The 25,998-nt window shown below is 59.1% G+C and carries 26 protein-coding genes; 9 read left to right on the forward strand and 17 right to left on the reverse strand.

Annotated features, from left to right (window positions below; genetic code table 11):
- The first annotated feature begins 95 nt into the window (after window positions 1-95).
- Entirely contained in the window at window positions 96-1,283 is a 1,188-nt protein-coding gene (gene rmuC / locus FIV05_RS02110) for a DNA recombination protein RmuC (protein ID WP_035908085.1), read from the forward strand.
- A gap of 78 nt (window positions 1,284-1,361) precedes the next feature.
- Window positions 1,362-1,928: a hypothetical protein gene (locus FIV05_RS02115; protein ID WP_152508511.1), complete on the forward strand. Its 567-nt coding sequence runs from the start codon at window positions 1,362-1,364 to the stop codon at window positions 1,926-1,928.
- Between the two features lie 93 nt (window positions 1,929-2,021).
- Here the strand turns inward: FIV05_RS02115 and FIV05_RS02120 are convergent, their stop codons facing one another.
- The 3 genes from FIV05_RS02120 to FIV05_RS02130 all read right to left on the reverse strand — a co-directional run bounded on the left by FIV05_RS02120 (window position 2,022) and on the right by FIV05_RS02130 (window position 4,739).
- Complete coding sequence (locus tag FIV05_RS02120) at window positions 2,022-2,894, reverse strand: NlpC/P60 family protein (protein ID WP_152508512.1); 873 nt, start codon at window positions 2,892-2,894, stop codon at window positions 2,022-2,024.
- 33 nt (window positions 2,895-2,927) lie between these two features.
- Window positions 2,928-3,278, reverse strand: coding sequence for a MarR family transcriptional regulator (locus FIV05_RS02125; protein ID WP_006934185.1), 351 nt, complete (start codon window positions 3,276-3,278; stop codon window positions 2,928-2,930).
- A 72-nt stretch (window positions 3,279-3,350) separates the two neighbouring features.
- Window positions 3,351-4,739 (reverse strand): leucyl aminopeptidase family protein, encoded by a 1,389-nt coding sequence (locus tag FIV05_RS02130; RefSeq protein ID WP_152508513.1) that lies wholly within the window; start codon window positions 4,737-4,739, stop codon window positions 3,351-3,353.
- A gap of 188 nt (window positions 4,740-4,927) precedes the next feature.
- Here FIV05_RS02130 and FIV05_RS02135 point away from each other — a divergent pair, with 188 nt between their 5' ends.
- Window positions 4,928-5,704 (forward strand): tetratricopeptide repeat protein, encoded by a 777-nt coding sequence (locus FIV05_RS02135; RefSeq protein ID WP_051990112.1) that lies wholly within the window; start codon window positions 4,928-4,930, stop codon window positions 5,702-5,704.
- 223 nt (window positions 5,705-5,927) lie between these two features.
- On the opposite strand, the gene FIV05_RS02140 is transcribed toward FIV05_RS02135, so the two are convergent.
- From FIV05_RS02140 to FIV05_RS02180, 9 genes are all read right to left on the reverse strand, one after another.
- A complete protein-coding gene (locus FIV05_RS02140) occupies window positions 5,928-6,905 on the reverse strand; it encodes a type II secretion system F family protein (RefSeq protein WP_152508514.1) in 978 nt (325 codons plus the stop codon).
- Between the two features lie 8 nt (window positions 6,906-6,913).
- On the reverse strand, window positions 6,914-7,933 hold the full coding sequence (locus FIV05_RS02145) for a type II secretion system F family protein (protein ID WP_152508515.1): 1,020 nt from the start codon (window positions 7,931-7,933) through the stop codon (window positions 6,914-6,916).
- 7 nt (window positions 7,934-7,940) lie between these two features.
- A complete protein-coding gene (locus tag FIV05_RS02150) occupies window positions 7,941-9,461 on the reverse strand; it encodes a CpaF family protein (protein ID WP_055657464.1) in 1,521 nt (506 codons plus the stop codon).
- Window positions 9,462-9,492: 31 nt separating this feature from the next.
- On the reverse strand, window positions 9,493-10,800 hold the full coding sequence (locus tag FIV05_RS02155; RefSeq protein ID WP_286202251.1) for a CpaE family protein: 1,308 nt from the start codon (window positions 10,798-10,800) through the stop codon (window positions 9,493-9,495).
- A gap of 9 nt (window positions 10,801-10,809) precedes the next feature.
- On the reverse strand, window positions 10,810-11,514 hold the full coding sequence (locus tag FIV05_RS02160; protein ID WP_209009450.1) for a CpaD family pilus assembly protein: 705 nt from the start codon (window positions 11,512-11,514) through the stop codon (window positions 10,810-10,812).
- A gap of 16 nt (window positions 11,515-11,530) precedes the next feature.
- Window positions 11,531-12,940, reverse strand: a complete 1,410-nt coding sequence (locus FIV05_RS02165) for a type II and III secretion system protein family protein (RefSeq protein WP_209009831.1) — start codon at window positions 12,938-12,940, stop codon at window positions 11,531-11,533.
- A gap of 38 nt (window positions 12,941-12,978) precedes the next feature.
- Complete coding sequence (gene cpaB, locus FIV05_RS02170) at window positions 12,979-13,749, reverse strand: Flp pilus assembly protein CpaB (RefSeq protein ID WP_152508517.1); 771 nt, start codon at window positions 13,747-13,749, stop codon at window positions 12,979-12,981.
- 393 nt (window positions 13,750-14,142) lie between these two features.
- On the reverse strand, window positions 14,143-14,649 hold the full coding sequence (locus FIV05_RS02175; RefSeq protein ID WP_022999752.1) for a prepilin peptidase: 507 nt from the start codon (window positions 14,647-14,649) through the stop codon (window positions 14,143-14,145).
- Window positions 14,650-14,801: 152 nt separating this feature from the next.
- Window positions 14,802-14,990, reverse strand: a complete 189-nt coding sequence (locus FIV05_RS02180) for a Flp family type IVb pilin (RefSeq protein WP_022999751.1) — start codon at window positions 14,988-14,990, stop codon at window positions 14,802-14,804.
- 527 nt (window positions 14,991-15,517) lie between these two features.
- Here FIV05_RS02180 and FIV05_RS02185 point away from each other — a divergent pair.
- From FIV05_RS02185 to FIV05_RS02205, 5 genes are all read left to right on the forward strand, one after another.
- Window positions 15,518-15,982, forward strand: a complete 465-nt coding sequence (locus FIV05_RS02185) for a pilus assembly protein N-terminal domain-containing protein (protein ID WP_077290873.1) — start codon at window positions 15,518-15,520, stop codon at window positions 15,980-15,982.
- Between the two features lie 27 nt (window positions 15,983-16,009).
- On the forward strand, window positions 16,010-16,564 hold the full coding sequence (locus FIV05_RS02190) for a TadE/TadG family type IV pilus assembly protein (RefSeq protein ID WP_031268901.1): 555 nt from the start codon (window positions 16,010-16,012) through the stop codon (window positions 16,562-16,564).
- A gap of 1 nt (window position 16,565) precedes the next feature.
- On the forward strand, window positions 16,566-17,156 hold the full coding sequence (locus tag FIV05_RS02195; protein WP_208993400.1) for a hypothetical protein: 591 nt from the start codon (window positions 16,566-16,568) through the stop codon (window positions 17,154-17,156).
- A gap of 195 nt (window positions 17,157-17,351) precedes the next feature.
- Window positions 17,352-18,764: a bifunctional enoyl-CoA hydratase/phosphate acetyltransferase gene (locus tag FIV05_RS02200; RefSeq protein ID WP_077290874.1), complete on the forward strand. Its 1,413-nt coding sequence runs from the start codon at window positions 17,352-17,354 to the stop codon at window positions 18,762-18,764.
- 2 nt (window positions 18,765-18,766) lie between these two features.
- Window positions 18,767-19,951, forward strand: coding sequence for an acetate/propionate family kinase (locus FIV05_RS02205; RefSeq protein WP_152508518.1), 1,185 nt, complete (start codon window positions 18,767-18,769; stop codon window positions 19,949-19,951).
- Between the two features lie 27 nt (window positions 19,952-19,978).
- Here the strand turns inward: FIV05_RS02205 and phnD are convergent, their stop codons facing one another.
- On the reverse strand, window positions 19,979-20,923 hold the full coding sequence (gene phnD, locus FIV05_RS02210) for a phosphate/phosphite/phosphonate ABC transporter substrate-binding protein (protein ID WP_209009832.1): 945 nt from the start codon (window positions 20,921-20,923) through the stop codon (window positions 19,979-19,981).
- A gap of 84 nt (window positions 20,924-21,007) precedes the next feature.
- Between phnD and FIV05_RS02215 the strand changes: the two genes are divergently transcribed.
- Window positions 21,008-21,628, forward strand: a complete 621-nt coding sequence (locus FIV05_RS02215) for an HAD family phosphatase (protein ID WP_152508520.1) — start codon at window positions 21,008-21,010, stop codon at window positions 21,626-21,628.
- 84 nt (window positions 21,629-21,712) lie between these two features.
- On the opposite strand, the gene FIV05_RS02220 is transcribed toward FIV05_RS02215, so the two are convergent.
- The 4 genes from FIV05_RS02220 to FIV05_RS02235 form a co-directional block, all read right to left on the reverse strand.
- On the reverse strand, window positions 21,713-22,741 hold the full coding sequence (locus FIV05_RS02220) for a histone deacetylase family protein (protein ID WP_022999743.1): 1,029 nt from the start codon (window positions 22,739-22,741) through the stop codon (window positions 21,713-21,715).
- Between the two features lie 54 nt (window positions 22,742-22,795).
- Window positions 22,796-23,794 carry an aldose epimerase family protein gene (locus FIV05_RS02225; RefSeq protein WP_152508521.1) on the reverse strand — a complete coding sequence of 333 codons (999 nt, stop codon included), beginning with the start codon at window positions 23,792-23,794 and terminating at the stop codon, window positions 22,796-22,798.
- 80 nt (window positions 23,795-23,874) lie between these two features.
- Window positions 23,875-25,374 carry a phosphomannomutase/phosphoglucomutase gene (locus FIV05_RS02230; RefSeq protein WP_062490529.1) on the reverse strand — a complete coding sequence of 500 codons (1,500 nt, stop codon included), beginning with the start codon at window positions 25,372-25,374 and terminating at the stop codon, window positions 23,875-23,877.
- A 64-nt stretch (window positions 25,375-25,438) separates the two neighbouring features.
- Window positions 25,439-25,945 carry a TIGR02281 family clan AA aspartic protease gene (locus tag FIV05_RS02235; RefSeq protein WP_077290880.1) on the reverse strand — a complete coding sequence of 169 codons (507 nt, stop codon included), beginning with the start codon at window positions 25,943-25,945 and terminating at the stop codon, window positions 25,439-25,441.
- Between the last annotated feature and the right edge of the window lie 53 nt (window positions 25,946-25,998).

Raw genomic sequence — 25,998 nt, forward strand, 5'->3', positions numbered from 1 at the left:
AACGCCTTCGGCCGGACCGGCTACCTGGTAAAAGACCACAGCCCTCTCCTGCTGCGCGGATGGGCCTTCGCCCCGAATCGTTCTATGTTTGTTTCATGAATGAGATCCTGTTCGATTTGAGTGGCCGTCCGGTGACGGTTCTGGAAGCTGCCATCGCCGGCGGCCTGTTTCTTCTGGCGCTGATTGTCTGGCTGGTCCTGAAGACCATGCGGGAGATCCGTTTGCGTGCCGAATCGGACGCGGTGGCCGGCGAGCGCATTCACGAGCTGGAAAGCCATCTCTCGCAACTTCTGAAATCTCAGGGGGAAATGACCGGCCGCATGCAGACCATGGCGGAAGTGTTCGGCTCGCGGCAGTCCGACATGATGCGCGCCGTCAACGAGCGCCTGGACGGCATGGGCCACAAGCTGAACCTTTCGATGGCCGATACCAGCAAGCGCACGCAGGACGGCCTCAGGCACCTGCACGAGCGGCTGGCGGTGATCGACCGGGCGCAGCGCACGATTACCGATCTCTCCGGCCAGGTTGGCCAGTTGCAGGCTATCCTGTCCAACAAGCAGACCCGCGGCGCCTTCGGCCAGGGCCGGATGGAGGCGATTGTCCAGGACCAGATGGCGCCCAGCACCTATTCCTTCCAGGCAACGCTGTCGAACAACAGCCGCCCGGACTGCCTGATCCACATGCCGAACGGTGCACCGCCCCTGGCCATCGACGCCAAGTTTCCGCTGGAAGCCTTCAACCTGCTGCGCAATGCGGAAACCGACGACCAGCTTAAATATGCCCAGGCCCAGTTCCGCCGCGACTTCACCAAACACATTCAGGACATCGGCGAGAAATACCTTCTGCCCGGCGAGACGCAGGATACCGCGTTCCTGTTCGTGCCATCAGAAAGCGTGTTTGCAGAACTCAACGAGAGCTTCGAGGATCTGATCCAGAAGGCGCACCGCACCCGGGTGGTGATCGTCTCGCCGTCGCTGCTGATGCTGTCGATCCAGGTGATCCAGTCGGTGCTGCGCGATGCAAAGATGCGCGAGCAGGCCCATCTGATCCAGGCCGAAGTCGGCCACCTGGTCGCCGATGTCAGTCGGTTGAACGATCGCGTCGGCAAACTTCAGGCCCATTTCGCACAGGCGAACAAGGATATCGACCAGATCCTGATTTCCTCCGACAAGATCTCCAAGCGCAGCCGCCGGATCGAGGATCTCGAGCTGGGAGAACTCGAAAGCGTTGCAAAAGACACTTCCAGTGCCGAACCCCAGCTGGCGATGACACCGAAGGGGTGACGCAGCAAATCTGTTGCTGCTGTTCCACCCCGGGTCTACAGTCCGGCCGGCTCGATCCGAGTCGATTTGGAGGCAGGTATGTCGTTCCGGAATTTCCTTTTTTCCAAGACACTTAACATCGCGATCACCGGCGTGATGCTTGGGGGGCTCGCGCTCCCGCTGAGCCAGAATGCAGCGGCGGAAGAGTGCTCGCAGTCCGTCGAAGCGGTCTGGCTGGACACCTATTCGGTTGAAGCCGATGCACAGGGCGAATGCGGGTCTGCGGAAGTCTCGCTCGCGGTCTTCAATCAGTCCGGTGGCATTGAATATCAGGCTACCTTTGATCAGAACGACCTGTTCGGTTTTTACGGCATCGAAACCCTCACCGACATGCAGGCAGCCCTGCTGGACTGGATCAGCGGCTACGTCGATGTCGCGACATCCGCCAAGCTGCCGGCCTGGCCGGAAGGCGCTGAAGGCCCGCAGGCCGGCGAATTTCCGTTTTATGCAGAAGAAGGCGTGACACGGGAGACATATGAGCGGGCCCGCCAGGAAGAGCGTCCCATGGTCTGCTTCATTCAGGGAACTGAAAGCCAGCTTTGCCTGGTCAAGAACCCGAAGTCCGGCGCACTCGAATCCATTGGCGTCCAGACGTTCCCCGGCTGAGGTAATCGCGCAGATTAGACAAACGCAAAATCACAACCGACAAGACCCCGGGCGAGCACTTGAATGCCCGGGGCACAGCCACCTTCAGTCCACTTACAACTCTGGCAGGCGCCGCGCCTTCGTGATCGCGCCCCATTCCGTTGCCGCGATGCGATCAATTGCCTTGTCCAGTGGCTCATAGGCGACGGTCATCGTGTAGCCGTTTGCGTGCAAAAGGCGGTTCTCGCCCGCGATGATGCCGACATGGCCCTTCCAGAACAGCAGATCACCACGCTTCAATGCAGCCGGATCATCATGCGGAACGGCTTCGCCTGCTTCCGCTTCCTGCATGTCGCTGTCGCGCGGCAGGTCGTGTCCGCCTGTCTGCGCCGCAAGTTGCACCAGCGCCGAACAATCGAGACCCAGGCTCGAGCGTCCACCCCAGCGGTAGGGCGTGCCGATCAATTCTTCGGCGACAGCCACCCAGTCATCCTCAACGGCGTCCAGCGGCACAAGATGTTTGGCAACAACCGCCGAACCATCGCTGAGGAGCGCATAGGTCAGCCCACGCGTTTCGGTTTCACCGATGACCGTGACCAGTGAGCCAATGGACAGAAGCCCCTGTGGCGGAAACTTGAGGTCGGCAACCGGGTAACGGTAGGTCCGAAGGGCGCGCACCCGGTGGGTTGCCGGCTTCACCGGCCCAAGGTCGTCGGAGGAGAACCAGCCGACGTAGCCGTCCGTGTCGAGCTGTCCCCAGGCCCAGCCTTCCGGTGTCTGCTCGTAAACCGTCACCCATTCGCCGCTGAGGGCTTCGGTGTCGATCGGCCTGTCCGGGCGCGGTTCAGGCCGGATCGGCAGCTGGTCTGCAATGACCTGAAACACCTCGCCCTCGGCGAAACGGCTAGCGGCTGCCCGGCCTTCATAGTCGATGGCGGCAAGGTCGGCACGGACCGGATGTCGGCGGCGGTCGAAGGTCTCGGTCATGGTCGATAGTCGATCCCGAATTGGATTGGATTGTCAGCGCGGCAGTTCCCGGGCTTTTTCCACCACGAGATCGCCAAGCTGCTCCAGATAAAGCGCGCCTTCCACCGTGCGGGTGATGATCACATTGCGTTTGTCGGCTTCGTCGCGTTTGCGCGACAAAAGCCGCATACCGCCCAGAGTGTCAAGCGCCCGGGTGATGGCAGGTTTGGTGACATTCAACTTGGCAGCCAACCCGCGCACCGTATGCGGCGGCGGCTCCAGATAGACTGTCATCAGGATCGTCAACTGGCGCGCGGAAAGATCCTGTTCGCTATCGCGAACAAGCGCCAGATTGACCTCGTGCATCAGTTTCAGCGCCTGCGAGGCGCGCAATTCGACGGCCATGAGTTACAGGGTCCCATCCTTTTCCCCCATCCATCTCCATGACCATCGAACCACGAAAACGTTTCGGAGCCGTTATTGTGCGCCCGCAAAACGCTCAGAGAGGACATCGAACAGACCACGAATGCCCTGGGCTTCCCCGCCCATCGGTTTTCCGGGCTTTTCCATCGGGGTCCAGCCGAAAATATCGAAGTGAACCCAGCTGCCGGTGTTCTCAACAAAGCGGGACAGGAACAGCGCCGCCGTGATCGAGCCAGCGAATCCAGCACCGGATGTATTGATGTGATTGATATCGGCAACCTTGCTGTCGAGATATTTCAGATAGGGCTGCCACAGCGGCATGCGCCACAGCGGGTCGGCGGCAGCCTCGGCCATGACCGCGATGTCCTCGGCAAGTTCCTCGTCGTCCGTGTAGTAAGGCGGCAGATCCGGCCCCAGAGCAACGCGGGCAGCACCGGTGAGCGTTGCCATATCGATCAGGATTTCCGGGCTCTCCTCGTCTGCAAGCGCCAGGGCATCGGCCAAGATCAACCGACCTTCGGCATCGGTGTTGCCGATTTCGACAGTCAGCCCCTTGCGGCTCGGCAGGATGTCTCCCGGCCGGAAGGCGTTTCCGGCAACAGCGTTTTCGACACAGGGAACGATGACGCGCAGGCGAACAGGAAGCTTTGACGCCATGATCATGGACGCAAGGCCCAGCACATTGGCCGCCCCGCCCATGTCCTTTTTCATCAGCGCCATGGAGGAACCCGGTTTCAGGTTGAGACCACCGGTATCGAAGATGACACCCTTGCCCACCAAAGTGACCTTGGGCGCAGATTCGTCACCCCAGGTGAAGTCTGCCAGGCGCGGCGCCCGGCTGCTGGCCTTGCCGACTGCGTGCACCATCGGGAAGTTTTCTTCCAGAAGGTCTTCCCCGATGACGATACGCCCGGTGCCGCCATGCTGCTTGAACAGGGCGACAACGGCCTGGGACAGTTCCCCCGGTCCGAGATCGTTCGCGGGCGTATTGATGAGATCACGCGCCAGCTGGACCCCGTCGAGAATCGTTCCGAGTCGATCCAGGTCGACAGTCTCGTCAACGGCAAGACGGCGGGACTTGCCTTCGTTTTTCAGGTAGCGGGTAAAAGAGTAGGTGGAGAGGGCAAAGCCGAGCGCTGCCTGTTCGGGATCCGGAAACCCCTCGGCAAGATGGTAATCGCCTTCCGGCAGTCCGGCGACCAGGCCGCCTAGTGCCAGCGGATGCGACAGACCGCCATCCTCTACGCCGAACAGCACCGCGGCACCATCTGCTCCCGGGACAAGCAGGGATGTTGCGGGCTTGCCTGCAAAATCGTTGACCTTGCACCAGTTCAATGCCGCTGCTCCGAGCCCGTCCAGAACTTTAGGCAGGCTTGCCTCGGTGACGGCGTGGATGGGCGTGGAGCTGGATACATAGCTCTTGCGGACTAGGCTTTCGCGCACGGGAGGACCTCCGTTGGAGATTGGATTCGATCTTCAAGACCTAGGATGCCCGGCGTTCGGACGCAATATGGTGCGCGTCGATGCACACCGCTTCTCGCATTTCGCAACGGTGCTTAACCAAGCATTAGGGTTAATTATCTATTTCTCATAAGGAAACCTGAAAGCCGCCGACAACAAGGATGTTGGAAATGCAATCGCCCAGAACTGGTTCCGTTCGCCGTCGCACTCGTCTCGCTACGACGCTGCTGGCCATGTCGGCGCTTGTCGTTGTCACTGGCTGTGCTTCCAACCGCGCCAACACCGGCACGCACTCTCCTGCCTCCGGCTACACTTCACCGGGCTCCTCACAGGCGCTGGCACAGGTGTCCAAATGGTCCAAGGCCTATGAGCGCGACCGCAAGGACCGCAGTGCCATTCTTGGCTATTCAAGCGCTCTCAGCCAGAACGGACAAATTCCGCAGGCCATGGCCGTTCTTCGGTCCGGCGTGATCGCACATCCTAAGGACCGGGAAATCTCTTCCGCCTATGGCAAGGTTCTGGCGATGAACGGCCGTTTCGACGAAGCGTTGAACGTCATTCGCGGTGCCCAGAGGCCGGACACGCCGGACTGGAGGCTGATGTCCGCTGAAGCGGCGATTTACGACCAGACCGGCAACCACGACAAGGCCCGCAGCCTCTACAAGCAGGCGCTTATCATCGCGCCAAACGATCCCAGTCTCCTGAACAACCTGGGTTTGTCGTATCTGCTGTCCAATGATCTGCCCGATGCGGAATATACCCTGCGCAAGGCAGCCACCCTGCCCGGCGCAGACAGCCGCGTTCGACAGAACCTGGCCCTCGTGCTTGGTATACAGGGCAAGTTCGACGAAGCCATTCAGGTAGCGCAGTCCGAGATCGATCCGCAGCAGGCCCAGGCCAACATCGCTTATCTGCGCACCATGATGCAGAAGCGCCAGCAGGGCTGAGGCAACAGCGCGGTTCCAATAAGTCCCGCTTTTCTCAATGAATGTACGGCCTTGAACTGCCGGCGTCGGGCCAGCATTAAATCCAGAAAATTCGGAAAATCGACCAAAGGAGTGCTGCTCAACATCGGCACTCCTTCTGCGCGTTTGGCGCATCCGGTTTCAATTGTCGCTGAGAGAACCCAGGGCCTCCGGCGATAAGCACGCCGAAGAGCGATCCTGCTGCCTATTGGAAGGTGTTGATCACCTGAATCACTGCCGGCCCCATGATGATGAAGAACAGCACAGGCAGGAAGAACATGATCATCGGCACCGTCAGCTTCGGCGGCAGGGATGCAGCCTTCTGTTCGGCCATTTGCATGCGCTGCTCGCGGGTATCGTCCGCCATCGTGCGCAAGGCCGTGCCGACAGGCGTACCGTAACGCTCGGCCTGGATAAGCGCCATCATGACGTTCTTCACACCTTCGACACCAGTGCGTTTCGCCAGGTTTTCATACGCGATACGGCGGTCGCTCAGGTAAGACAGTTCGGCCGTCGTGAGCGATAATTCTTCTGCCAGCTCAACCGACTGCACACCGACTTCTTCCGCAACGCGCTTGAAGCCTTCTTCGATGGACATGCCCGATTCCACGCAGATCAGCATGAGATCCAGCGCATCCGGCCAGGCCCGCTGGATGGTCAGCTTGCGCTTGTCGATCTTGTTCTTCAGATAGATGTTCGGCATGAAAGCGCCGAGGCCGGCAAGACCCAGACAGAAGCAGAGCTTTGACAATGCCGGGAAGTCGTCGGGCAGCACGAGAAACGCGTAAGCCACCGTGAAGGCGAAGATACCGATAGGTAACGCTATGCGCGCGACCAGGAAGTAGTAAAGCGGTGCGGAGCCGCGGTAGCCGGCCATTCTGAGATTTTCGACCGTGCTCTCATCGGAAAGCGCTTCCTTGAGATTCAGCCGGTCGACAAGGCTTTTCATCTGCGCCTTGGGCTGGTTTCGCAGGGATGCCTTGGCGTCTGCCTGGGCTGCCTGAAGACGGGCCCTCTCCTTGGCGCGCAGCTTGTTGCGCTCGATCGCGACCGATTTCATCCGCGATTTCAACGTGTCGCGGGACAGAAGTGGCATCACCAGGGAAAAGATGGTTCCCGTGACCGCCACCATGGCCAGAACAGCTGCCAGAAACTGACTGGATGCGATGGTATCGATATCCATGTCGTCTCCTAGAAGTCGAAGTTGATCATCGCGCGCATCACCATGATGCCGCAGAACATCCAGAACAGGCAGCCAGCGATGATGATGTTTCCGGCTGTGGTTTCGAACAGGACCAGAATGTAGCTCGGCGAAATGAGGTACATGATCCCGCCGACGAAAAACGGTAATGAACCAATGATCCCGGCGGAGGATTTCGCTTCTGCGCTGAGTGCCTTGATCTTGCGCTTCATGGCCTTGCGGCCGCGCAGCACCTTGGACAGGTTGTTCAATGCTTCGGCGAGGCCACCACCTGCCTTCTGCTGAATGGCAACCACGATGGCAAAGAAGTTGGCTTCTGCCAGCGGAACTCGTTCGGGCAACTTGCCGACCGCTTCGGCAAGCGAAATCCCCATGATCTGGGTTTCGGTGATCTTGCGGAACTCGGTCGCGACAGGTTCGCGGGCTTCGCGGGCAACCACCTTGATGCAGTCGCTGAGCGGCAGACCGGCCTTGACGCCGCGCACGATGATGTCGACGCCGTTCGGCAACTCGTCGAGAAACGCGTTGAAGCGGCGCTTGCGCTTGCTGGAAACGTACCAGCGAGGAAAACCCAGCGTGCCGGCGAAACCGAAGGCTGCCGCAATGAGCAGATTTCCGCTGAAAATCAATCCAAGGATCAGGAAGACCAGACCGGCAACGATACTGAAGATCACGAAATGATGGGTCTCCCAGGCCAGGCCGGCCTGCTCGATCTTGACCTTCAGCGAGACCTTCTGCTGCTTGTCCTGTTTGGCCTTCTGCCGTACCTCGAATTCCTTCAGCTGATCCTGAATAGACCGTTTGCGCCGGTCGACATCACGAAGGGCCTTGCGCTGATTTTCGCTCTGGGGCCGCGCTGCGACCGCGTTCACGCGCTGATCGCGCCGCTTGGAGCCGGACAGAGCAGGCTGAAACAGGCTGTAGATGATGCCGCCAACGGCAAGCATCACCAGGGCGGCGACGGCCAGGCCGGTGATTTCAGGCGTGAGAAACTCTTCAAGTCCGGACATGGGGTCCTCAATCAGCTACATATTCAGGCATCTCGGCAGCATCCAGTGCCTGTGCCAGACGGGCTTCTTCGCCAAAGTATCTTGCGCGCTCCCAGAATTTCGGACGACCGATTCCGGTAGAGCGGTGGCGGCCGATGATCTTGCCGTTCGGGTCTTCGCCGACAATGTCGTAGAGGAAGACATCCTGGGTGGTGATGATGTCGCCTTCCATGCCCATTACTTCCGTCACATGGGTGATGCGGCGGGAACCGTCGCGAAGACGTGCCGCCTGAACCACCACATCGATTGACGAGACGATCATCTCGCGCAGGGTTCTGGACGGAAGCGAGAAGCCGCCCATGGTGATCATGGATTCCAGACGGGACAGGGCTTCACGCGGGGAGTTGGCGTGCAGGGTTCCCATGGAGCCGTCGTGACCGGTGTTCATGGCCTGCAGGAGATCGAATGCCTCCGGGCCACGCACTTCGCCCACGATGATCCGCTCAGGACGCATACGCAGGCAGTTCTTGACGAGATCGCGCATGGTGATCTCGCCTTCCCCTTCCAGGTTGGGCGGACGCGTCTCCAGGCGCACCACATGCGGCTGCTGCAGCTGCAATTCGGCCGAATCTTCGCAGGTAATGATGCGTTCGGTGCTCTCGATATAGGCAGTCAGACAGTTGAGCAGCGTCGTCTTGCCCGAACCGGTACCGCCGGAAATCAGCACGTTACAGCGTGAACGGCCGATGATCTGCAGGATCGTCGCCCCTTCCGGCGTGATCGAACCGAACTTGGTCAACTGGTCAAGTGTCAGCTTGTCGCGTTTGAACTTACGAATGGTGAGGGCCGGCCCGTCGATGGCGAGCGGTGGCGCGATAACGTTGACACGGGAGCCGTCGGGAAGACGGGCGTCACAGATCGGGCTGCTGTCATCAACGCGGCGGCCGACCTGGCTCACGATGCGCTGGCAGATGTTCATCAACTGCGCGTTGTCGCGGAACGTCACACCGGTCTGCTCAACCTTGCCGGAGGTTTCGATATAGACCGTGTGCGCGCCATTGACCATGATGTCGGCGATGTCGTCGCGAGCCAGCAGAGGCTCAAGCGGACCATAACCAAGTACGTCGTTGCAGATGTCTTCCAGCAGGTCTTCCTGCTCTGAAATGGACATCACCACGTTTTTAAGCGCGATGATGTCATTCACGACATCGCGGATCTCGTCGCGAGCATCTTCGGCATCGAGACGAGCCAGCTGTGACAGGTCGATCGCCTCGACCAGCGCATTGAAGATCTGGGCCTTGGTTTCGTAATATTCGCTGTTCTTTTTCCGCGCTGCCGGGGCAGCCGGCTGAGGCTCGGGCGGCGGAGGCGGTGGTGGAGGTGTCGGCGCGGCCGCCGGCTGGGAAGGCTCGGTCTGGATCTTCTGCGGCGCCGGTTGTTCCGGCTGTTTAGCCTGTTCCGCCGGCGCAGGCGTGTCCTGCAACCCGGGTATGCCACCTGGCCGAAGGGTCTGGGGTCCAGACGATGAGCTGCCACGTCTACCAAACATAACGAACTATCTGCTCCGCTCTCAGGCCGGCCTAGCCGGCCTTCCGCTTCAGTTTCGAAAGCAAACCACCGAGGCTCGACCTGGACGCCCTGACGGGCTGGGCCTTGCCGGAGATGGTGTGTGCCAGGTCGTCGAACACGCGCGCAATCGCGTGCTTGCCGTCAATCTCACCAATCATCTGTCCGTTGTTGGCTGCCGTTCCAAACAGCTGCGGTTCGAACGGGATTATCGCGTGAACCGACAGGCCAAGTGCTCCGGCAAATTCTTCCGGCTTGATCTCGGGGCGTTTGGGAACGTTGACCTTGTTCATGATGAGATGAGGCGGGCGGTCGTTCGGCCGCAGCTGCTTCAACATGTCGACAACGTTCTTGGCATTGCGCAGGTTGGCAAGGTCCGGCTCTGCGACAAGCACTATCTCGTCGACGCCAAGCAATGTGTTCTTGACCCAGGCATTCCAGGAATGCGGCACGTCAAGCACGACGCTCGGCACCCCGGCGCGCATTGTCTCGACCAGCAGGTCGAAGGACTTCTCGCTGTAGTCGTAGGTTCGTTCGAGCGTTGCCGGTGCGGCCAGCAGGCTCAAGTGCTCATTGCATTTGGACAGGATGCGATCGAGATACGTTTCGTCCAGCCGCTCCGGAGAAGACACGGCCTCGAAAACGCCCTGGAGAGGATCCTGATTGTAATCCAGCCCGGCCGTGCCGAATGGCAGATCCAGATCTGCCACCACGACCTCACTTTGGAACACGCGGCCAAGTGCCCAGCCCCCGTTGTGAGCGATTGTCGAAGCACCGCAGCCCCCCTTTACGCCGAAGAACGCGATGGTGCGGCCAAGCGGCTCAGCCTCGGGATCGGCATATAGGTTGGCAATTGAGCCGATCAGCTGGAACACGCTGACAGGCGTGATCAAATACTCGCTGACGCCGCGGGAAATCAGATCGCGATAGAGCATGACATCGTTGACATCGCCGATGACGATCACCTTTGTACCGGCATCGCAGTATTCCGCCAAATGATCGAGGCTCGACAAAAGGTCTTCCCGCCTGCCGGACGTCTCAACGATGATCAGGTTTGGTGTCGGAGCCTGTTCGAAGGTTTCGATCGCCGCCGGAATACCGCCCATGTCCAGCTTCAGGTGCGCCTTTGCCATGCGCCGGTCTTCCATGGCGGCCTCGGCCACGCGCATGGTGGCGTCGGTCAGGCAGAAGCCGTGCACCGTGATGCGCGGGATGGAGCCGATATGGAGACCATCGTCGCTGCCCGCATAGTTGTGATCCGCAGGCTCGGAAATGGGATCCATGTAGCCGGACATATCTTTCAAGTCTGGGTTGGCACTCATAGCTATCCCCTAGTCCTCGGCAACTTCGGCGCCGACACCTTCGGTGAAGTCACCCGCGGTGACTTCGCCCTTCCGGTATTTTTCTATGACCACAGCACGCCGGCCCTGATCGGAAGGATCGGATGCTCGCGGCGTGATCAGGTCGGACGGATTGTCGACCATCGCCGCCAGGTTCGCCTGGCTGGCACATCCGAAGTTCTCGTAGTTGATGTTTTCGCCGAAGCCCCCGCCGATGTTCTTCGGCCAGGCCCCGCACTCGCCCGCAGTTGCCTGCATGCGCGCATAGGACAGGCGGATCGGTGCATCCGCACCAGGATCACCCACCGAGTAGGTTCGGGTGCTGATCCTGTTCCTTGAAACGCCACCGCGCTGCAATGCCTGACGGATCTTCGGCGTGATCGAATGAACCGCTGCCTCGTTGGCCCCTCCAGACGGCACCAGGATCTCGACCGATCCGTCGCCCTTTTGCCGGGACTGCTGGCCGAAGGCGGCAATGGTGCTTTCGATCGGCCCGTTGATGTTACGCGTGTTGCGTCCAACAGGGAGATCCAGCGTTTCCGGCTCTTCGGTGATCACGATCGGGTGCATCAGCCTGTAGTCGTGAGATGCCAGAAGCTGGCTCTGCGACTGGTTCTGGCATCCGGCTGCGATCAGGCACCCAAAGACCACAAGTGCGGTTTGCGAGAGCGTCTTGCTGCGGACCGTGTTTGACATGTTCATCCGTCCGTTCTCACTTGTAGATAAAGCCAACCTGACCGTGATAGATGCCTTCGGCGGCGGCTCCGGTCGGGTTGTAGATCTTGTTCAGCCGGTTCAGGAAAATCGTCTCGGCATCCGACGGCGCCATCAGGTTCTTGTCCGGGCGCTGCAGCTTGCTGACCGCAACCGGCTGAACTACGTAAGGCGTCACGAAGACCGCCAGTTCCGTCTGCTCACGCAGGAAGTCGCGGCTCTTGAACAGCGCACCCAGGATCGGGATCTGCATCAGACCCGGGACACCTTCGATCGCCTGCTGATAGGATTCCTGCAGAAGGCCGGCCATCACCAGCGTGCCGCCGGACGGCAGTTCCATGGTTGATTCCGCACGGCGCACCTTCAGGGCGGAAATGGTGATCCCACCTGCGGAGACCGCGCCATCGTTGCTCAGTTCGCTGACCTCGGTCTTTACACGCAGACTGATCCGACCTTCGGACAGAACCACGGGCGTAAAGTCGAGACCGACACCGAACTTCTTGAACTCGACGCTGATCTCGCCGTCCTGCTGGGAAATCGGGATCGGAAATTCACCACCTGCGAGGAAACTTGCGTTTTCGCCGGAAATCGCCGTCAGGGTCGGCTCAGCCAGTGTCCGGATGACGCCTTCACGCTGCAGGGCTTCCACCTGTGCGGTGATGCTCGTCGCTCCCGCAGACAGCTGCGTACCGCCAACTGCCTGGTTCACGATGGAAGGGTTCACGGTGAAGTTCGGAAGGCTGGACATGAACGGCGTGAAATTGCCAACGCCGATCGTGCCCTGGAACTGAACCCCGAGCTGCTTGATGATCGAGCGCTCGACTTCCGCGACCGTGACCTTCAGGTGAACCTGATCCTTGCCGGCGACGGAAATCAGATTGATGACTTCGCTTGCGCCCTTGGCACCTTGAAACTTCGCCGCGATATCCGCTGCCTGCTGGGCTTCCAGCGTGCTTTTGGTCGTTCCGCTGAGCACAACACTGCCGTTGATCGATTCAGCAGAAATGTTGGAACCGGGAATCAGCTTCCGGATGATCCGGGTAATATCGGATGTATCCTTTTCGACACGGACGTCGAAGCTGGCCAGCTCCCGGCCGCTGCGACTGAACAGAACCAGTCGAGACTGACCCGCGGTGTTGCCGATCACGAAGATGCGGCGCGGTGTTCTGAGGACGGCATCCGCAATCTCCGGGTTGGACACCAGCACATCGGCTGCGTCTTCCGCGAGATTGACCACCACCGACCGGCCGACGCCGACGTTCAGGATGCGGCCCGTTGCCCGTTCGCCGGCGGCGATATGGACCTGGCTCGGGAAGTTGCCTTCCGCCTGCGCTGCCGGAGCCGAGGCTCCCATCAGCCCTCCGAGCAAAACAGCCGTGGCAGCCAGCTTGTGAAGATAGTTTTTCATCGCGCCCCTCTTGCTGGACGTTCTGTTTTCAACCGGGCTCATTGCGCACCTGCCTGGCTCGTCACGCCATATTTCACGTAGCTGACACCTCGGCGGCGACCGCCCTCATCGTCCGCGTCATCGGCGGAATCCTGGGCACTGCGCAAGGCAAGCGCGATCGTGCCGATCTGCTGCGACTGAGCGACCACCTCGGACTGAGGCAGGGTCAGTTCCAGCGTGGCCGTGCGCTTTGGTGACAGGTTCTTCTGGTCCTGCTCGCCTGCGGTCGTGCTGTCGATTGCCAGGACGCGGATGTTTTCCAGGATCGTTTCGCTGAGAGCGCCCGTATCCGACTTGCGGGTCAGGATCAGGTCGACCTTGTCGCCCGGCAGAATGAAACCGCCTGCCGTTGTTTCCGCTTCCACGCTGACGGCGATTGCGCGTTTGCCTTTGGGCAGGATCGCCGCCATGAAGCCCTTGTCAGTATTAATAAGACGCTCGGGGCGAACAGGCTCACCGGCAAAAATCGGTGCCCGGGCGATTCGGCCTTCATATTCCTCGTTGGCCAGAGGCGAGGCCTCTTTCGTCACGGCTCCATAGGGAACGGCATCTTCTGGCCATTTCGCCCAGCTCATGTCGTCCGCCGTGAGTTTGGCACCGAGCGGAATATCCCTTTGGGCAACCAAAACCTGCGTTTTGGTCTGCTCGGCGGCAGGTGCCTGTACGATCTGAGGCTCTGCTGGCTTGTTGCCCGACATCATGACCATGCGGAAGGCGATGATGCCTGCCGCTACAGCAATTGCCAGGACGAAAATTCGCGCGATTTTCATGACCAAAACCCAATATTCCAATGCGCACATGCGCTGTTCCCGACTAGGATGAGGGGTAATTGGTCAAAACATGGTTAATCAGATATGGATGTTTTCGGTTAATATTCGTTAACTTTACTGAACACTTTATTAAATTGATGCATTCTGCAACGAATACTGAGCTACAACACCGTCTCACAGCTTCAAAGACACTGTTTTTGCTTGTCAGAAACGCGGGCAGACAAATTGGATAACGGCGCCCTGAAGCAGAAAAATCCGTTCGCCGGCTAGCATTTGCCAACCAGGGGCAAATGGCTCACCTCAAAGTGATGATCCATACCGGGAATCGAACACCCACGGGTCATCGGCCAGGCGCGATTCGACCCGCCTGCCAAAGCCCATCAGGACAAGACCTCAACGAATGAGGTCGAACCAATAAGTGGAGGAATATACCTGAAGACCGGCAATCGCGATTGCGATGCCATAGGGGATGCCGCTTTTGCTGTCATGCAGACGAGCGAACCATTCCTGCCGATAAAGCACGGAAGGCACCACCGCATTCTGCCGTAAGGCCAAAAGCCCCAGTGTCAGAAACATGCCGTAGACAGCAACAAAGAGAACGAACATCAGCAGTTCGTGCGAAAAACCAATCCAGAGCGCGATGGCACTGATGAATTTGACATCGCCTCCGCCCATCCATCCGAACGCGAAGAACAGGAAACAAGGGGCAAAAACGACCGCAAAGGCGAGTGCATGCATTCCCCAGGCTTGCAACGGCAAGCCTGTCGCGACCGCCAGGATGGCAAATCCTGCAATCAGCAGCAGGGAAACCCGGTTCTGGATAGTCATTGTCAGCAAATCGGATGCGCCACCGAAGGCGACCAGCATCGGAAAAATGACGAGAATTGCGGCCTGAACCATGGAACATTCGTCTCGTTGAGAACCTGATCCCTCAAGGCTAGGGGGCAGAGGTTAACATTTCGCGGAAATACGGCCCGGCAGAACAAAAAACGGGCGGAAAACCCGCCCGTTCTTGTTCAACCTGTTTGGCAGCTTGTGCCGCCAGACGACGCTTAGGAAGCGATGTCGGTAGCTGCAACGCCGAGCTGTGTCTGAATGCGGGTGAAGATCGCGCTCAGGGACGTACCGGTTGCTGCCAGTGCGCCGATGATGACGATGGACAGCAGGCCAGCGATGAGGCCGTATTCGATTGCAGTTGCGCCAGATTCGTCTTTTACGAAACGGTTGATAAGAGATTTCATGTGTTTTGCTCCAAGTACCACTGAATTGACAGCTTCAAGTCCGTCGGATCTTTTGTGTCCGATTGGACATAGGCTCACCCTAGGACAGAGAGCTTTCCAAGCAGTTAAATTTACCATCCCAGCCAAAAAGAATGCTGGCAATTATCACTATAGTTAACAAGACGTATAGATAAAAATCCGTTAATACGATCAAAAAACTTTAATATAAACACGTGTATTTCAATCTCATATAGAATTATCTACACACTTGTACGATTTGTCCAGTTTGTTTCTTAGATTTTATTTTGGGATTGATCAGCCTTATACGCTAATTCCCCGAACTTCTATTTTTCTTCCCGCCTCAGAAATTTTACCGAGGGCGAAGAATATCCACGCCCCCACGAATAAAGACAAAACAAACATAGAATCGTCCCTGAAAAAGCAAAAGAACATCCATTTACACTTCCTTCGCCGGGTCGTTAGCAGATCGTTCACCACGTTTGACGCATGATCTTCTATGGAAATGCACAATTGGAGTATCCATAGGCATGTTTGCGCAGCTAATCAGATGGACAAGCCTTTTCGCCGTTGTCTTTGGCGCGACCGTTGCGGTCGCACAGGACGGCCCTGTGCTTGTTACGGTCGATCGCGCCAAGGTCTTTCGGATCGAGGACGGCGCCGCAGCGGTTATTGTCGGTAACCCCTTTATCGCGGATGTCGCGATGTTCGATCAGAACACCGTCGTCATTACCGGCAAGAGCTACGGCACAACAAACCTCGTGATCCTGGATGGTGACAACAAGCCGATCGTCGACGAAGTCATTACGGTGAAGGCGTCGGATGATGACGTCGTCTCCGTATACAGGAAGGCCTCGCGGGAATCGCTGTCCTGCAATCCGGCATGCGAACCGGTACTGCGCCTCGGGGACTCGATTGAAGCCTTCAAGGAAACCGCAGATCAGGCAAGCGCACGCAATGATCTGGCGACCAAGGCAGCCGGCGGGCAGCAGTAACGGGTCCCCTAACGGAGTAGTCACCGAATGCGCTTGTTGAAACGGCTCCTCGTCTCGAGACGGAAAAGAGGGCGTGCGTCCTTCGGCAAGAACGACAGTGGCGCTACAGCCGTCGAATTCGCACTGATCGCCCTGCCCTTCTTTACAGTCGTTTTCGGGATCATCGAGGTGGGCCTGTCCCATTTCGTAAACCGGATGGTCGACAATGCCGTGATCAATGCGTCCCGTGAAATCCGCACCGGCCAGGCACATGATGGCGGTTATGATGCTGCCACCTTCAAGACCCGGATTTGCGGTAACCTGCCGGACTTTCTCTGTTCACTGGACCGCCTGGTGGTCGACGTCGACAAGGTCGATGCTTTCGCCTTGGCCAAATCTGCCGGCGAAAGTCTTTACGATGAAGACGGCAACCTGAAGGAAGAGTCCAACTACGAAGACGCCGGTGCGGGCGAGATCGTCGTGGTCAACGTCATCTACAGGTGGCCCATGATCACGTCGCTTCTGTCGCTCAATCTCGCCGATCATGGCAGCGAACGCTATCTCACTTCTACATTGGTGTTTCGAAATGAACCCTGGAACTAAGATGCCTCGTCATTTCGGCCACTTCCGGCGTCGGCTTGCCGGCCTGAGGAGCTTCCACGCCGACAAGCGTGCCGTGTCCGCAATCGAGTTTTCGATGATCCTGCCTTTTCTGCTGATCCTGCTGATCGGCATGGAAGAGGTCACCGGCACCTTGAACTATGACCGCAAGGTCAGCCGCATAGCCAACTCGGTCGCCGACCTTGTGGCCCAGGCGCAAACCATTACCCCTGCCGACCTGAGCGCCATGATGGCTCTGGGTGGAAAGATCCTGGATCCTTATCCGGATACCAATCTGGAAACGATTGTCGCCAGTGTAACCTTCGACGAGGACGGTGATCCCGCTGTCGACTGGAGCTATTCGTCCAAGGGCGGCAGCCCGTGGGCGGAAGGATCCACACCGCCGATCGAACTGCCTGCCACGGTGGCCGCAGCGAACACTTCCATCGTCGTGACGCAGGCCAACCTGAACTATGTGCCGACGTTCTCCGGTCTTTTTACCGAGTATTTTTCCAGGGCGTCCTCGATCGACCTGAGCGATACCTATTATCTGCGCCCGCGATTGACCGATACCGTCAAGTGCCCGGCTTGCTGAAGATAAACCCGCAACGTCTTGGAAACGGGAACTGCGGCGCCAGAACGTGTCTGTTTCACGTTACCTGATCCCGTTTCAATCGGCCGGCCACGCGCCTACGCTAACTCCCGTATTTGTAACGTCGCACATTCCGGCTAATCTGCTCCGGAATGCTGCGTCGCAATATGCACTTTTAAGTATGGGATTTTTGAACCGATGGCGACAAACAAGACTTACGATCAGATCAAGGTCGGCGATACCGCAGAAATCGTCCGCGAATGCTCCTCCAACGACCTTCTGGTTTTCGCGCACGCTTCCGGCAATCACAATCCGATACATCTGCCCGACACGGACTGGACCGGCGATGGCCTGGTCGACAAACCGGTAGCACCGGCCATGTGGGTCGGGGGGCTTGCCTCCGCGGTGCTCGGCAACATTCTTCCCGGACCCGGCACGATCTACAAGGCGCAGTCGTTCCGCTTCCTGGGTGGAGCTGCGGTCGGCGACAAACTGCATGTCAGGGTTACGGCAACCGAAAAACGTCCGGACAACATTGTCCTGTTCGACATGTCGGTAACACGGGGAGACGGTACCCGCCTTGTTGAAGGCGTTGCCGAAGTCGCCGCGCCGACAGAGCTTATCGAATTCGATTCCAGCGACATTCCAGCGATCCTGGTGCAGCGCCATCGGCACTTCAACCGGATGATCGAACTGGCAAAGACCCTGCCCGCCTTGCCGACCGCGGTGGCTGCGCCAGATGACCCCAACTCTCTGGAAGGTGCCTTGATGGCCGCCCGCGAGGGGTTGATCATGCCGATTCTGATTGGCGCGAAAAGCCGGATTGAAGCTGCAGCCAAAGAACTTGATGAAGATCTCGGTCCGTATGAGCTGATCGATATCGAAGATGAAATGGAAGCGGCCGGCCGTGCCGTTGCACTGGTCCATGAAGGCCGGGTCAAGGCCGTGATGAAGGGCCACCTTCACACCGACCATCTTCTGCACCACGTGGTCAAACGCGATGGCGGGCTCAGAACCAAGCGGCGTATCAGCCACGTCTTCGTGATGGACATCCCGGGCCGCAAAACCCCGGTCCTCATTTCGGATGCTGCAATCAACATCACGCCCGACCTCAACACCAAGGTCGACATCACCCAGAATGCCATTGACGCCGCCCTGTCTCTCGGCCTGGAAATGCCGCGCGTCGGCGTCCTGTCCGCCATCGAAACCGTAAACCCGGCGATCCCGTCCAGTCTCGATGCGGCGGTTCTTTCCAAGATGGCCGAACGTGGCCAGATCACCGGTGCGATCGTCGACGGTCCCCTGGCAATGGACAATGCGGTCGATGTGCAGGCAGCCCGGACCAAGGGCATCACCTCGCTGGTTGCCGGACATGCAGAGGTCCTGATCGTACCGAACCTGGAATCGGGCAACATGCTCGCGAAGGAATTGACCTTTATCGCCCACGCGGAAGCGGCCGGGCTGGTGATCGGAGCGAAGGTCCCCATCATGCTGACGAGCAGAGCCGACGACAGCCGGGCCCGCCTCGCCTCCTGTGCCCTCGCCCTGCTTTACATGCACTGGCAGGCAACCGGCAATCCGGCAGGCATCCTCGACCGGGACGGCGAGTAACCATGGATCCGGTCATTCTTGTCCTTAATTCGGGCTCATCCTCGATCAAGTTCACCCTCTATTCGGGTGACACTGTTCAACTCAAGGGGCAGATTTCCGGACTGGGTGCCCAGCCGCACATCTCCCTTGCCTCACGGGTTTCCGACACTAAGGTGGACCGGCAACTCTCTGCGGACGAAGGCAGAAGCCACGGGGCTTCTCTCGCAGCGCTCCTGCCGGTTCTGGAACAGGAACTTGGCGGACGCAGTGTCGATGCAGTAGGTCATCGGGTCGTCCACGGCGGCGTCACCCACACCGAACCGGTTCGCCTGACGGCTGAGATCCTTGAGGACCTAAAGGCGCTTGAACCGCTTGCGCCCCTGCATCAGCCGCATAATCTGGCAGGGATCACTGCGGCCCGGGAAGCCTTTCCCGAGGCCATGCAGGTCGCCTGTTTCGATACCGCCTTCCATCGCAGCCACCCATGGGTCAACGATACCTTCGCCCTGCCCCGGCCTCTCTATGACGAAGGTGTACGCCGCTACGGCTTTCACGGCCTGTCCTACGAGTACATATGCTCCTATCTGAAGCAGACTCATCCGGAGATCTATGCAGGCCGGTTAGTCGTCGCCCACCTCGGCAACGGCGCTTCCATGTGCGCCATTCGAGAAGGCCAGAGCATCGGCTCGACGATGGGTTTCACCGCACTTGACGGCTTGCCGATGGGCACGCGCTGCGGCCAGCTCGATCCCGGCGTGGTGCTGTATCTGCTGACGACAAAGGGCATGAGCGCCGATGCGGTCTCCGACCTGCTGTACAAGCAGTCCGGGCTCAAGGGGCTTTCCGGCATCAGCCAGGACATGCGCACCTTGACGCAGAGCGACGATCCGAAAGCGGCCGAAGCCATCGATTATTTCGTCTTCCGCATCCGGCGGGAACTCGGTGGCATGGCCGCCGTTCTGAGCGGTCTCGATACCGTGGCCTTTACCGGTGGGATCGGCGAGAACGCGGCCCTTGTCCGTGAGAAGGTCTGTGCCGGTCAGGAATGGCTCGGTCTTGAAATCGACCCGGTCAGGAACGAGGCAGGCGCGGAGACGATCTCCACCGAAACCTCCAGCATCAACGTACTGGTCATTCCGACCGACGAAGAGGCAATGATCCGGCGCCACACCGAGAGGCTTCTGGGCAGCGCCGCCGCTGGTGCCTGACGATCATTCAAGCGCTGCAGGGTTCCTTCAGCGGCCTGCGGGATCCAGCAGCGCGGCGTAATCGTCCTCGTAGGTGCGCAACACCGGCCGGTAGTCGGCATGCACCACAGGCTCGAAACCACCCGGCAGGTCCGGTTCTATGGCCAGATAGGCGTCGGGTGCTTCCCGGCGCATGTCCATCAATCCGGCCCTGAGACGCCGTTTCAACGCGTCAGGCAGATCCTTGCGCACACTGTGAGCGGAATAGGGGATCGGCGGCGAGCGCCAGACGATTTCCAGATCCTTGAAACCGCGTTCTCCTGAAACATAAAAATCATTGAGCGTTCCGGCCGTATAGCCGTTCTTTGCCTCCCCCGCCAATGTCGACCAGCCAAGGGTCGCATCGACCCGGCCGGCCAGAACGGCGCGGAGGCCCTCAACAGGGTCCTTCACCTCAACAAGGGCGCTGAAATGCGCGCGCGCGTCGACACCGTCAGCCGCCAGATTGGCGAGCGGAACACGATAACCGGTTACGGCGTTGGTGCCACCGACAGCAAGGCGCTTCCCCTTGAGGTCTGCCAGGGTACCCTGCTCTGCGCCGCGCTTCGCGATCAGAATGGCATAAAAGCGCGCCGGAAAATCATCCGGAGCGGCGGTGACCAACGGCTCAACGCAACTGCAGAGCTGATGCACGGCAGCATAAGCGGATGGTGAAAGGCGAGCATAGTCGATCTTTCCGGAAGCAAGCGCCTCGACAGCATCGGCCATGGTATCCATCAGAAAGAGGTCCACCGGCAGGTCGGCGATTTCCTCAAGAGCGAGGCGGAAAGGCTCCACCCGGTCGCGAGCCCCTTCATCTGCCGCGACTACAACACCGAGGCGCAGCCGATCGGGCATGGATTCCGGATCCTGTGCACTGGCGGTGGCAGCGGTGAGAAAGACTGCCGCGAGAATGGGGGCCAGCCAGCGGAACAGGAGATTTACAAGTGCCATATTGCCGACATAACCTTCTGATGAAACTTGCAAAATTTTATCTCGCCTTTTGAACAACTTCCGCCAGAAAACCGGATCGGCCACATGAACGATGCTATCACGACCGTCGTCTTCGATATAGGGAATGTCCTGATCGAATGGAATCCCGAATATCTCTATCGCGAGCTCATTCCCGATGAGGGCGCACGCGAAGACTTCCTGGCGACGGTCTGCACGATGGAGTGGAACCTGCAGCAGGATCTTGGCCGGCCCTGGGCGGAAGCCGTCGATGTTCTGTCCCGCCAGCATCCGGACAAGGCCGAGCTTATTGCCGCCTACAGCGATCGTTGGCACGACATGGTGCCCGGCGAAATTCCCGGCACGCCTGACATGCTTGCAGAGCTTAAGGCCCAGGGGACGCCCGTTTATGCAATTACCAATTTTTCAGAAGACAAGTTTGCCCAGGCCCAGGAACGGTTTCCGTTTCTGAAGACCAGCTTCCGCGACATCGTCGTCTCCGGCGCTGAAAAGGAGATCAAACCCGGCCTGCGCATCTACGAAATCCTGCTGGAGCGAAACGGACTGACCGCCGCGCAATGCCTTTTCATCGATGACAGCGAGCGCAATGTCGAGGCCGCCCGAGAAGCCGGCATGTCAGCCCATCACTTCAAGGGGGCTGAGGGTCTGCGCGCGGAACTGAAACAGCTTGGTCTGCTGAACGGGTAATTGCCGTGAGGAAGCGACCAATATCGGGGAGGCGGCAAGGCCGTCTCTCAGGATCCGTTGCACCCAAGTCCTGGCGAAGAGGTCTTATCCCTCGAAGCCTTCAAGCACATTGACGCAATTGGTGCCCAGTGCGTCGACCGCATAGCCGCCTTCCATCAGGAAGATGGTCGGAACGCCGACCTTGGCGAGCCTCTGGCCAAGCCGGATGTAGTCTTCGCTCTTGAACTTGAAGCCGGAGATCGGATCGTTCTCGTAGCAATCCATGCCAAGCGAGACGATCAACGCTTCCGGCTTGTAAACCAGCAGCCAACGGCAGGCTTCCTCGAGTGCCGGTGTGTAGCTGTCCCAATCGGTGCCGAGCGGCAAAGGCCAGTTACGGGTGAACCCGGTACCGGCATGTTCACCGGTCTCGTCGGCAAACCCGAGAAAATAGGGATATTCGTGTTTAGGGTCGGCATGGATCGACAGGAACAGGATGTCCGGCCGGTCATAGAACAGCGCCTGGGTGCCATTGCCATGGTGGTAGTCGACATCCAGGATCGCGATGCGATGCAGTCCGTAGTCCCGAAGATACTGGGCCGCGACAGCAGCGTTGTTGAAGAAGCAGTATCCACCGAAGAAGTCATAGCCCGCGTGGTGTCCCGGTGGCCGGCAAAGCGCGAAAGCCGATTTCTCGCCATCGAGAAGCAGGCGGGCCGCAGTCAGGGCCGTGTCGGCGGACGCCCGAGCCGCCTTGTAGGTGTTTTCGCCGAGCGGCGTACCGGCATCCATCGAGTACCGTCCGAGCAGGCCGTCGATATGTTCGACCTGAACATCCTGACGCAGGCTGCGGATGGGCCAGACAAAGGGAAAGGCTTCGCGCGACCGCCCTGCGGCCGTCCATTTTTCCCAGAAGCTTTCCAGAAACGAAACGTATTCGGGGGCGTGCACCCGGTGCAGCGGACGGACGGGAAATTCCTCCGGCGCGACGATTTCACCGACATTGCGCTCCCGCACGGTCTTGAGCACGATTTCGGCGCGGCTCGGGATCTCGACAGCAGGCTTCAGTTCGCCGTCTGATATTTCCTGCGCCGGTGCATGCGCGAGCTGGGTGTTTGAAAAAACCGTCTTCACGAGTTGCCCCCAAGTCCCCTGTTGTCTCACACAGCAGCGCTAATGTAACCCATTTCAGGAAAAACGGAATTCCGTAACATGAGTATAAGTCTCTGAGGGCTGTAACAAAACCGGTGTGAACCCGTCGTGATTGACGCTGTCCGGCCATCGCTGCGCTTCAAGGCACAGCCCGGCATGGGCCCCGTAGTGCCGGCCGTCCAGCCCGGGAACCGTCACCGAGATCCGCTGCGCATCATAAAGCTGCAGGCCGGGTTCGCTCGTCCAGACTTCCATGCGGCGGTCACCGGAACCATCTTCGAGGGCAGCAGCGAATTCCACGCCCTCGCGTGGTGCATCCGCTAGGCAGAAGTTGTGATCGAAGACCACGTTCTCCTCACCCGCCTTGCGCCGCAGCTTGCGCCCGTCGCGGAAGTCGTATGGCGTCCAGGCCACGTTGCGTATCTCGCCGGTCGGGATCAGCGCCTCGTCCACGGGCAGATAGGTCTCGGCAGCAATTTCCAGCGTATGGTCCAGAATATTGCTGCTGCCATCCAGATTGAAATAGGCGTGCTGGGTCAGATTGACCGGCGTCGTCTTGTCGGTGGTTGCGGTGATTTTCAAACGCAGCGCACCGGTGCCGGTCAACGTGTAGCGGGCAAGCACTTCCACCCGGCCCGGATACCCCATGTCGCCGTCTTCGGAGACAAGCTTCAGCAGGACGCTGGCCTTGTCGTGCTGCTCTACCTGCCAGACCCTGCTGGAGAAGCCGAGCGAGCCACCGTGAAGGTGGTTGATACCGCGTTCGTTCTGGTCGAGTTGATAGGTGACCCCGTCTATCGTCATCCGGCCGCCGCCGATCCGGTTGGCGCAGCGCCCGGCAATCACGCCGAAATAGGGCGAATGATCCAGATAGCTCTGGAGATCGTCAAAACCCAGCACCACCGTCTCACCATCGACCTTGAGGTCGCGGATGATGCCTCCCAGGGTGAGTATGGAGGCAGCCAGAGACCCTTTTGCCAGCGTAATTTCCTGGACAACGGTCCCGTCTGGCAGAACCCCAAATTCCTTGATCATGAAAATCTCCGGCGAGAAGGCGGCAGGATGCGCAAAAGGCGGCGGAACTATCCGCCGCCTTTCGTCAATCGGTCAAGTGGTCAGAGCGTCTGGTTGTAGTCGCCCACTTCCGAGTTTTCGCGCAGAACGCCGTCAACAGCCTTGAACATGGCGTGGAGCCGGTCTTCCGAAACCGGGCTCTCGACCACGACCACCAGCTCCGGCTTGTTGGAGGAGGCACGCACAAGGCCCCAGGTTCCGTCTTCACTGACGACGCGAACGCCGTTGACGGTGATCAGGTCGGTGATCGACTGTCCGGCAACCGTTTCGCCCTTGGCTTTCATATCCTGGAAACGGGCGACAACCCGGTCGACGACGTCGTACTTGATTTCGTCGTCGCACTTGGGAGCCATGGTTGGCGACCCCCAGGTCTTGGGAAGATCCCGGCGCAGGTCTGCCATCGTCTTGTCCGGGTTACGGTCAAGCATGTCGAGGATGGCAATGGCCGAAACGAGCCCGTCATCATACCCGCGGCCAATCGGCTTGTTGAAGAAATAGTGGCCGGATTTCTCGAACCCGACCATGGCATTCAGTTCGGTGACACGGCGCTTGATATAGGAATGACCGGTCTTGAAATAGTCGGTCTTGGCGCCGTTGGCCTTAAGCACCGGATCCGTGTGGAACAGGCCGGTGGATTTCACATCGACCACGAACTGGGCACCGGGATGAAGCGCGGAGATATCGCGCGCAAGCATCACGCCGACCTTGTCGGCGAAGATTTCCTCGCCTTCGTTGTCGACGACACCGCAGCGATCGCCGTCGCCATCGAAACCAAGTCCGACTTCCGCACCGACTTCCAGAACCTTGTCACGAAGCGCATGGAGCATCTTCATGTCTTCCGGGTTCGGGTTATAGCGTGGGAAGGTGTGATCCAGCTCGGCATCAAGCGGAATGACTTCGGCGCCGATCGCCTCCAGGATCTTCGGCGCGAAGGCGCCGGCAGTGCCGTTGCCGCATGCCGCGACCACCTTTATCGGGCGCTTCAGTTTGGCCCGGTCGGTGAGATCCTTGAAATAGACATCCGGGAAACCGTCGACGAAGCGGTAGCTGCCGCCGCCCTTCAGGTCGAAAGCCGCTTCCAGAACGATGTCCTTCAGACGGCCCATTTCATCTGGACCAAAGGTCAGCGGGCGGTCGATACCCATCTTGACGCCGGTCCAGCCGTTGTCGTTGTGCGACGCCGTGATCATGGCGACCGCCGGAACATCGAGCGCGAACTGTGCGAAATAGGCCATCGGCGACAAGGCCAGGCCAATGTCGTGCACGTTGATGCCGGCTGCCAGAAGGCCGTTGATCACCGCCATCTTGATGGAGGAGGAATAACCCCGGAAATCATGCCCCACCACGATGTCCGGGCGTACGCCACGTTCGTGAATGAGCGTGCCGATGCCCATACCGAGCGCCTGCATGCCCATCAGATTGATTTCCTTTTCGAAAAGCCAACGCGCATCGTATTCACGGAAACCCGTGGGCTTCACCATTGGAAAGGATTCATATTCAAAAGTGTTCGGAACCAATTTCGGACGCGGTTTCGGAAACATCAATGCCTCTCAAAGCAAGGAAGAAGAACGGAACTGGGTAATTACCTAAACACGGTATGACAATTCACTGCACCAGTACAAGCGTGCCATCGGAGATGTCAAACCGCTTCATTTGGTTGAGAACGGACATGCCGAGCAGGGGTTCCCCGAGGCTTTGATCTTTCAACACAAGTGTGTCGACATTGCGTAGCCGGATCTTTCCAATGCGCAAATTGTCAATGGTCGCCCTGGCGCCACGAACTGTGCCGTTTGCCGTCTGGATCGCGTATTTGTAGTCGGCCGAATTCAGGAAGATTCCGATGCTCTCGGCAAGTGATTCCGGCAAAACGGTGACGGTTGCACCGGTGTCGACCAGCATGTCCACCGCACGGCCGTTCAGATAGGCATCCGCCACGAAATGCCCCTGCCTGTTGGCCGATATTCGGTGGCTTCGTTCACCGGCCTCGTCCACGTCCTGATCTTCGGCAACCGGGTCGCTGCTCACCAGCACCTCAAGCCTGTTCTCCAGCAGATACGCCGCAAGCGGAACGATTGCCATGCAGGCCAGAAAGATGATGACAAAGCGCGACATGCAGGGTCTCGACGTTGCGTGAGCCCCCTGAATATCACGGTTTCCTTAGCGGC

The sequence above is a fragment of the Labrenzia sp. THAF191a genome (assembly GCF_009363335.1).
Classification (GTDB): Bacteria; Pseudomonadota; Alphaproteobacteria; order Rhizobiales; family Stappiaceae; genus Roseibium; species Roseibium algicola.

What these genes read in the sequence shown, in the direction of transcription:
- rmuC (WP_035908085.1), top strand. Translation starts at nt 96, where the DNA reads ATGAATGAGATCCTGTTCGATTTGAGTGGCCGTCCGGTGACGGTTCTG.
- FIV05_RS02115 (WP_152508511.1), top strand. Translation starts at nt 1,362, where the DNA reads ATGTCGTTCCGGAATTTCCTTTTTTCCAAGACACTTAACATCGCGATC.
- FIV05_RS02120 (WP_152508512.1), bottom strand. Translation starts at nt 2,894, where the DNA reads ATGACCGAGACCTTCGACCGCCGCCGACATCCGGTCCGTGCCGACCTT.
- FIV05_RS02125 (WP_006934185.1), bottom strand. Translation starts at nt 3,278, where the DNA reads ATGGCCGTCGAATTGCGCGCCTCGCAGGCGCTGAAACTGATGCACGAG.
- FIV05_RS02135 (WP_051990112.1), top strand. Translation starts at nt 4,928, where the DNA reads ATGCAATCGCCCAGAACTGGTTCCGTTCGCCGTCGCACTCGTCTCGCT.
- FIV05_RS02140 (WP_152508514.1), bottom strand. Translation starts at nt 6,905, where the DNA reads ATGGATATCGATACCATCGCATCCAGTCAGTTTCTGGCAGCTGTTCTG.
- FIV05_RS02145 (WP_152508515.1), bottom strand. Translation starts at nt 7,933, where the DNA reads ATGTCCGGACTTGAAGAGTTTCTCACGCCTGAAATCACCGGCCTGGCC.
- FIV05_RS02150 (WP_055657464.1), bottom strand. Translation starts at nt 9,461, where the DNA reads ATGTTTGGTAGACGTGGCAGCTCATCGTCTGGACCCCAGACCCTTCGG.
- FIV05_RS02155 (WP_286202251.1), bottom strand. Translation starts at nt 10,800, where the DNA reads ATGAGTGCCAACCCAGACTTGAAAGATATGTCCGGCTACATGGATCCC.
- FIV05_RS02160 (WP_209009450.1), bottom strand. Translation starts at nt 11,514, where the DNA reads ATGTCAAACACGGTCCGCAGCAAGACGCTCTCGCAAACCGCACTTGTG.
- FIV05_RS02165 (WP_209009831.1), bottom strand. Translation starts at nt 12,940, where the DNA reads ATGAAAAACTATCTTCACAAGCTGGCTGCCACGGCTGTTTTGCTCGGA.
- cpaB (WP_152508517.1), bottom strand. Translation starts at nt 13,749, where the DNA reads ATGAAAATCGCGCGAATTTTCGTCCTGGCAATTGCTGTAGCGGCAGGC.
- FIV05_RS02175 (WP_022999752.1), bottom strand. Translation starts at nt 14,649, where the DNA reads ATGGTTCAGGCCGCAATTCTCGTCATTTTTCCGATGCTGGTCGCCTTC.
- FIV05_RS02180 (WP_022999751.1), bottom strand. Translation starts at nt 14,990, where the DNA reads ATGAAATCTCTTATCAACCGTTTCGTAAAAGACGAATCTGGCGCAACT.
- FIV05_RS02185 (WP_077290873.1), top strand. Translation starts at nt 15,518, where the DNA reads ATGTTTGCGCAGCTAATCAGATGGACAAGCCTTTTCGCCGTTGTCTTT.
- FIV05_RS02190 (WP_031268901.1), top strand. Translation starts at nt 16,010, where the DNA reads ATGCGCTTGTTGAAACGGCTCCTCGTCTCGAGACGGAAAAGAGGGCGT.
- FIV05_RS02195 (WP_208993400.1), top strand. Translation starts at nt 16,566, where the DNA reads ATGCCTCGTCATTTCGGCCACTTCCGGCGTCGGCTTGCCGGCCTGAGG.
- FIV05_RS02200 (WP_077290874.1), top strand. Translation starts at nt 17,352, where the DNA reads ATGGCGACAAACAAGACTTACGATCAGATCAAGGTCGGCGATACCGCA.
- FIV05_RS02205 (WP_152508518.1), top strand. Translation starts at nt 18,767, where the DNA reads ATGGATCCGGTCATTCTTGTCCTTAATTCGGGCTCATCCTCGATCAAG.
- phnD (WP_209009832.1), bottom strand. Translation starts at nt 20,923, where the DNA reads ATGGCACTTGTAAATCTCCTGTTCCGCTGGCTGGCCCCCATTCTCGCG.
- FIV05_RS02215 (WP_152508520.1), top strand. Translation starts at nt 21,008, where the DNA reads ATGAACGATGCTATCACGACCGTCGTCTTCGATATAGGGAATGTCCTG.
- FIV05_RS02225 (WP_152508521.1), bottom strand. Translation starts at nt 23,794, where the DNA reads ATGATCAAGGAATTTGGGGTTCTGCCAGACGGGACCGTTGTCCAGGAA.
- FIV05_RS02230 (WP_062490529.1), bottom strand. Translation starts at nt 25,374, where the DNA reads ATGTTTCCGAAACCGCGTCCGAAATTGGTTCCGAACACTTTTGAATAT.
- FIV05_RS02235 (WP_077290880.1), bottom strand. Translation starts at nt 25,945, where the DNA reads ATGTCGCGCTTTGTCATCATCTTTCTGGCCTGCATGGCAATCGTTCCG.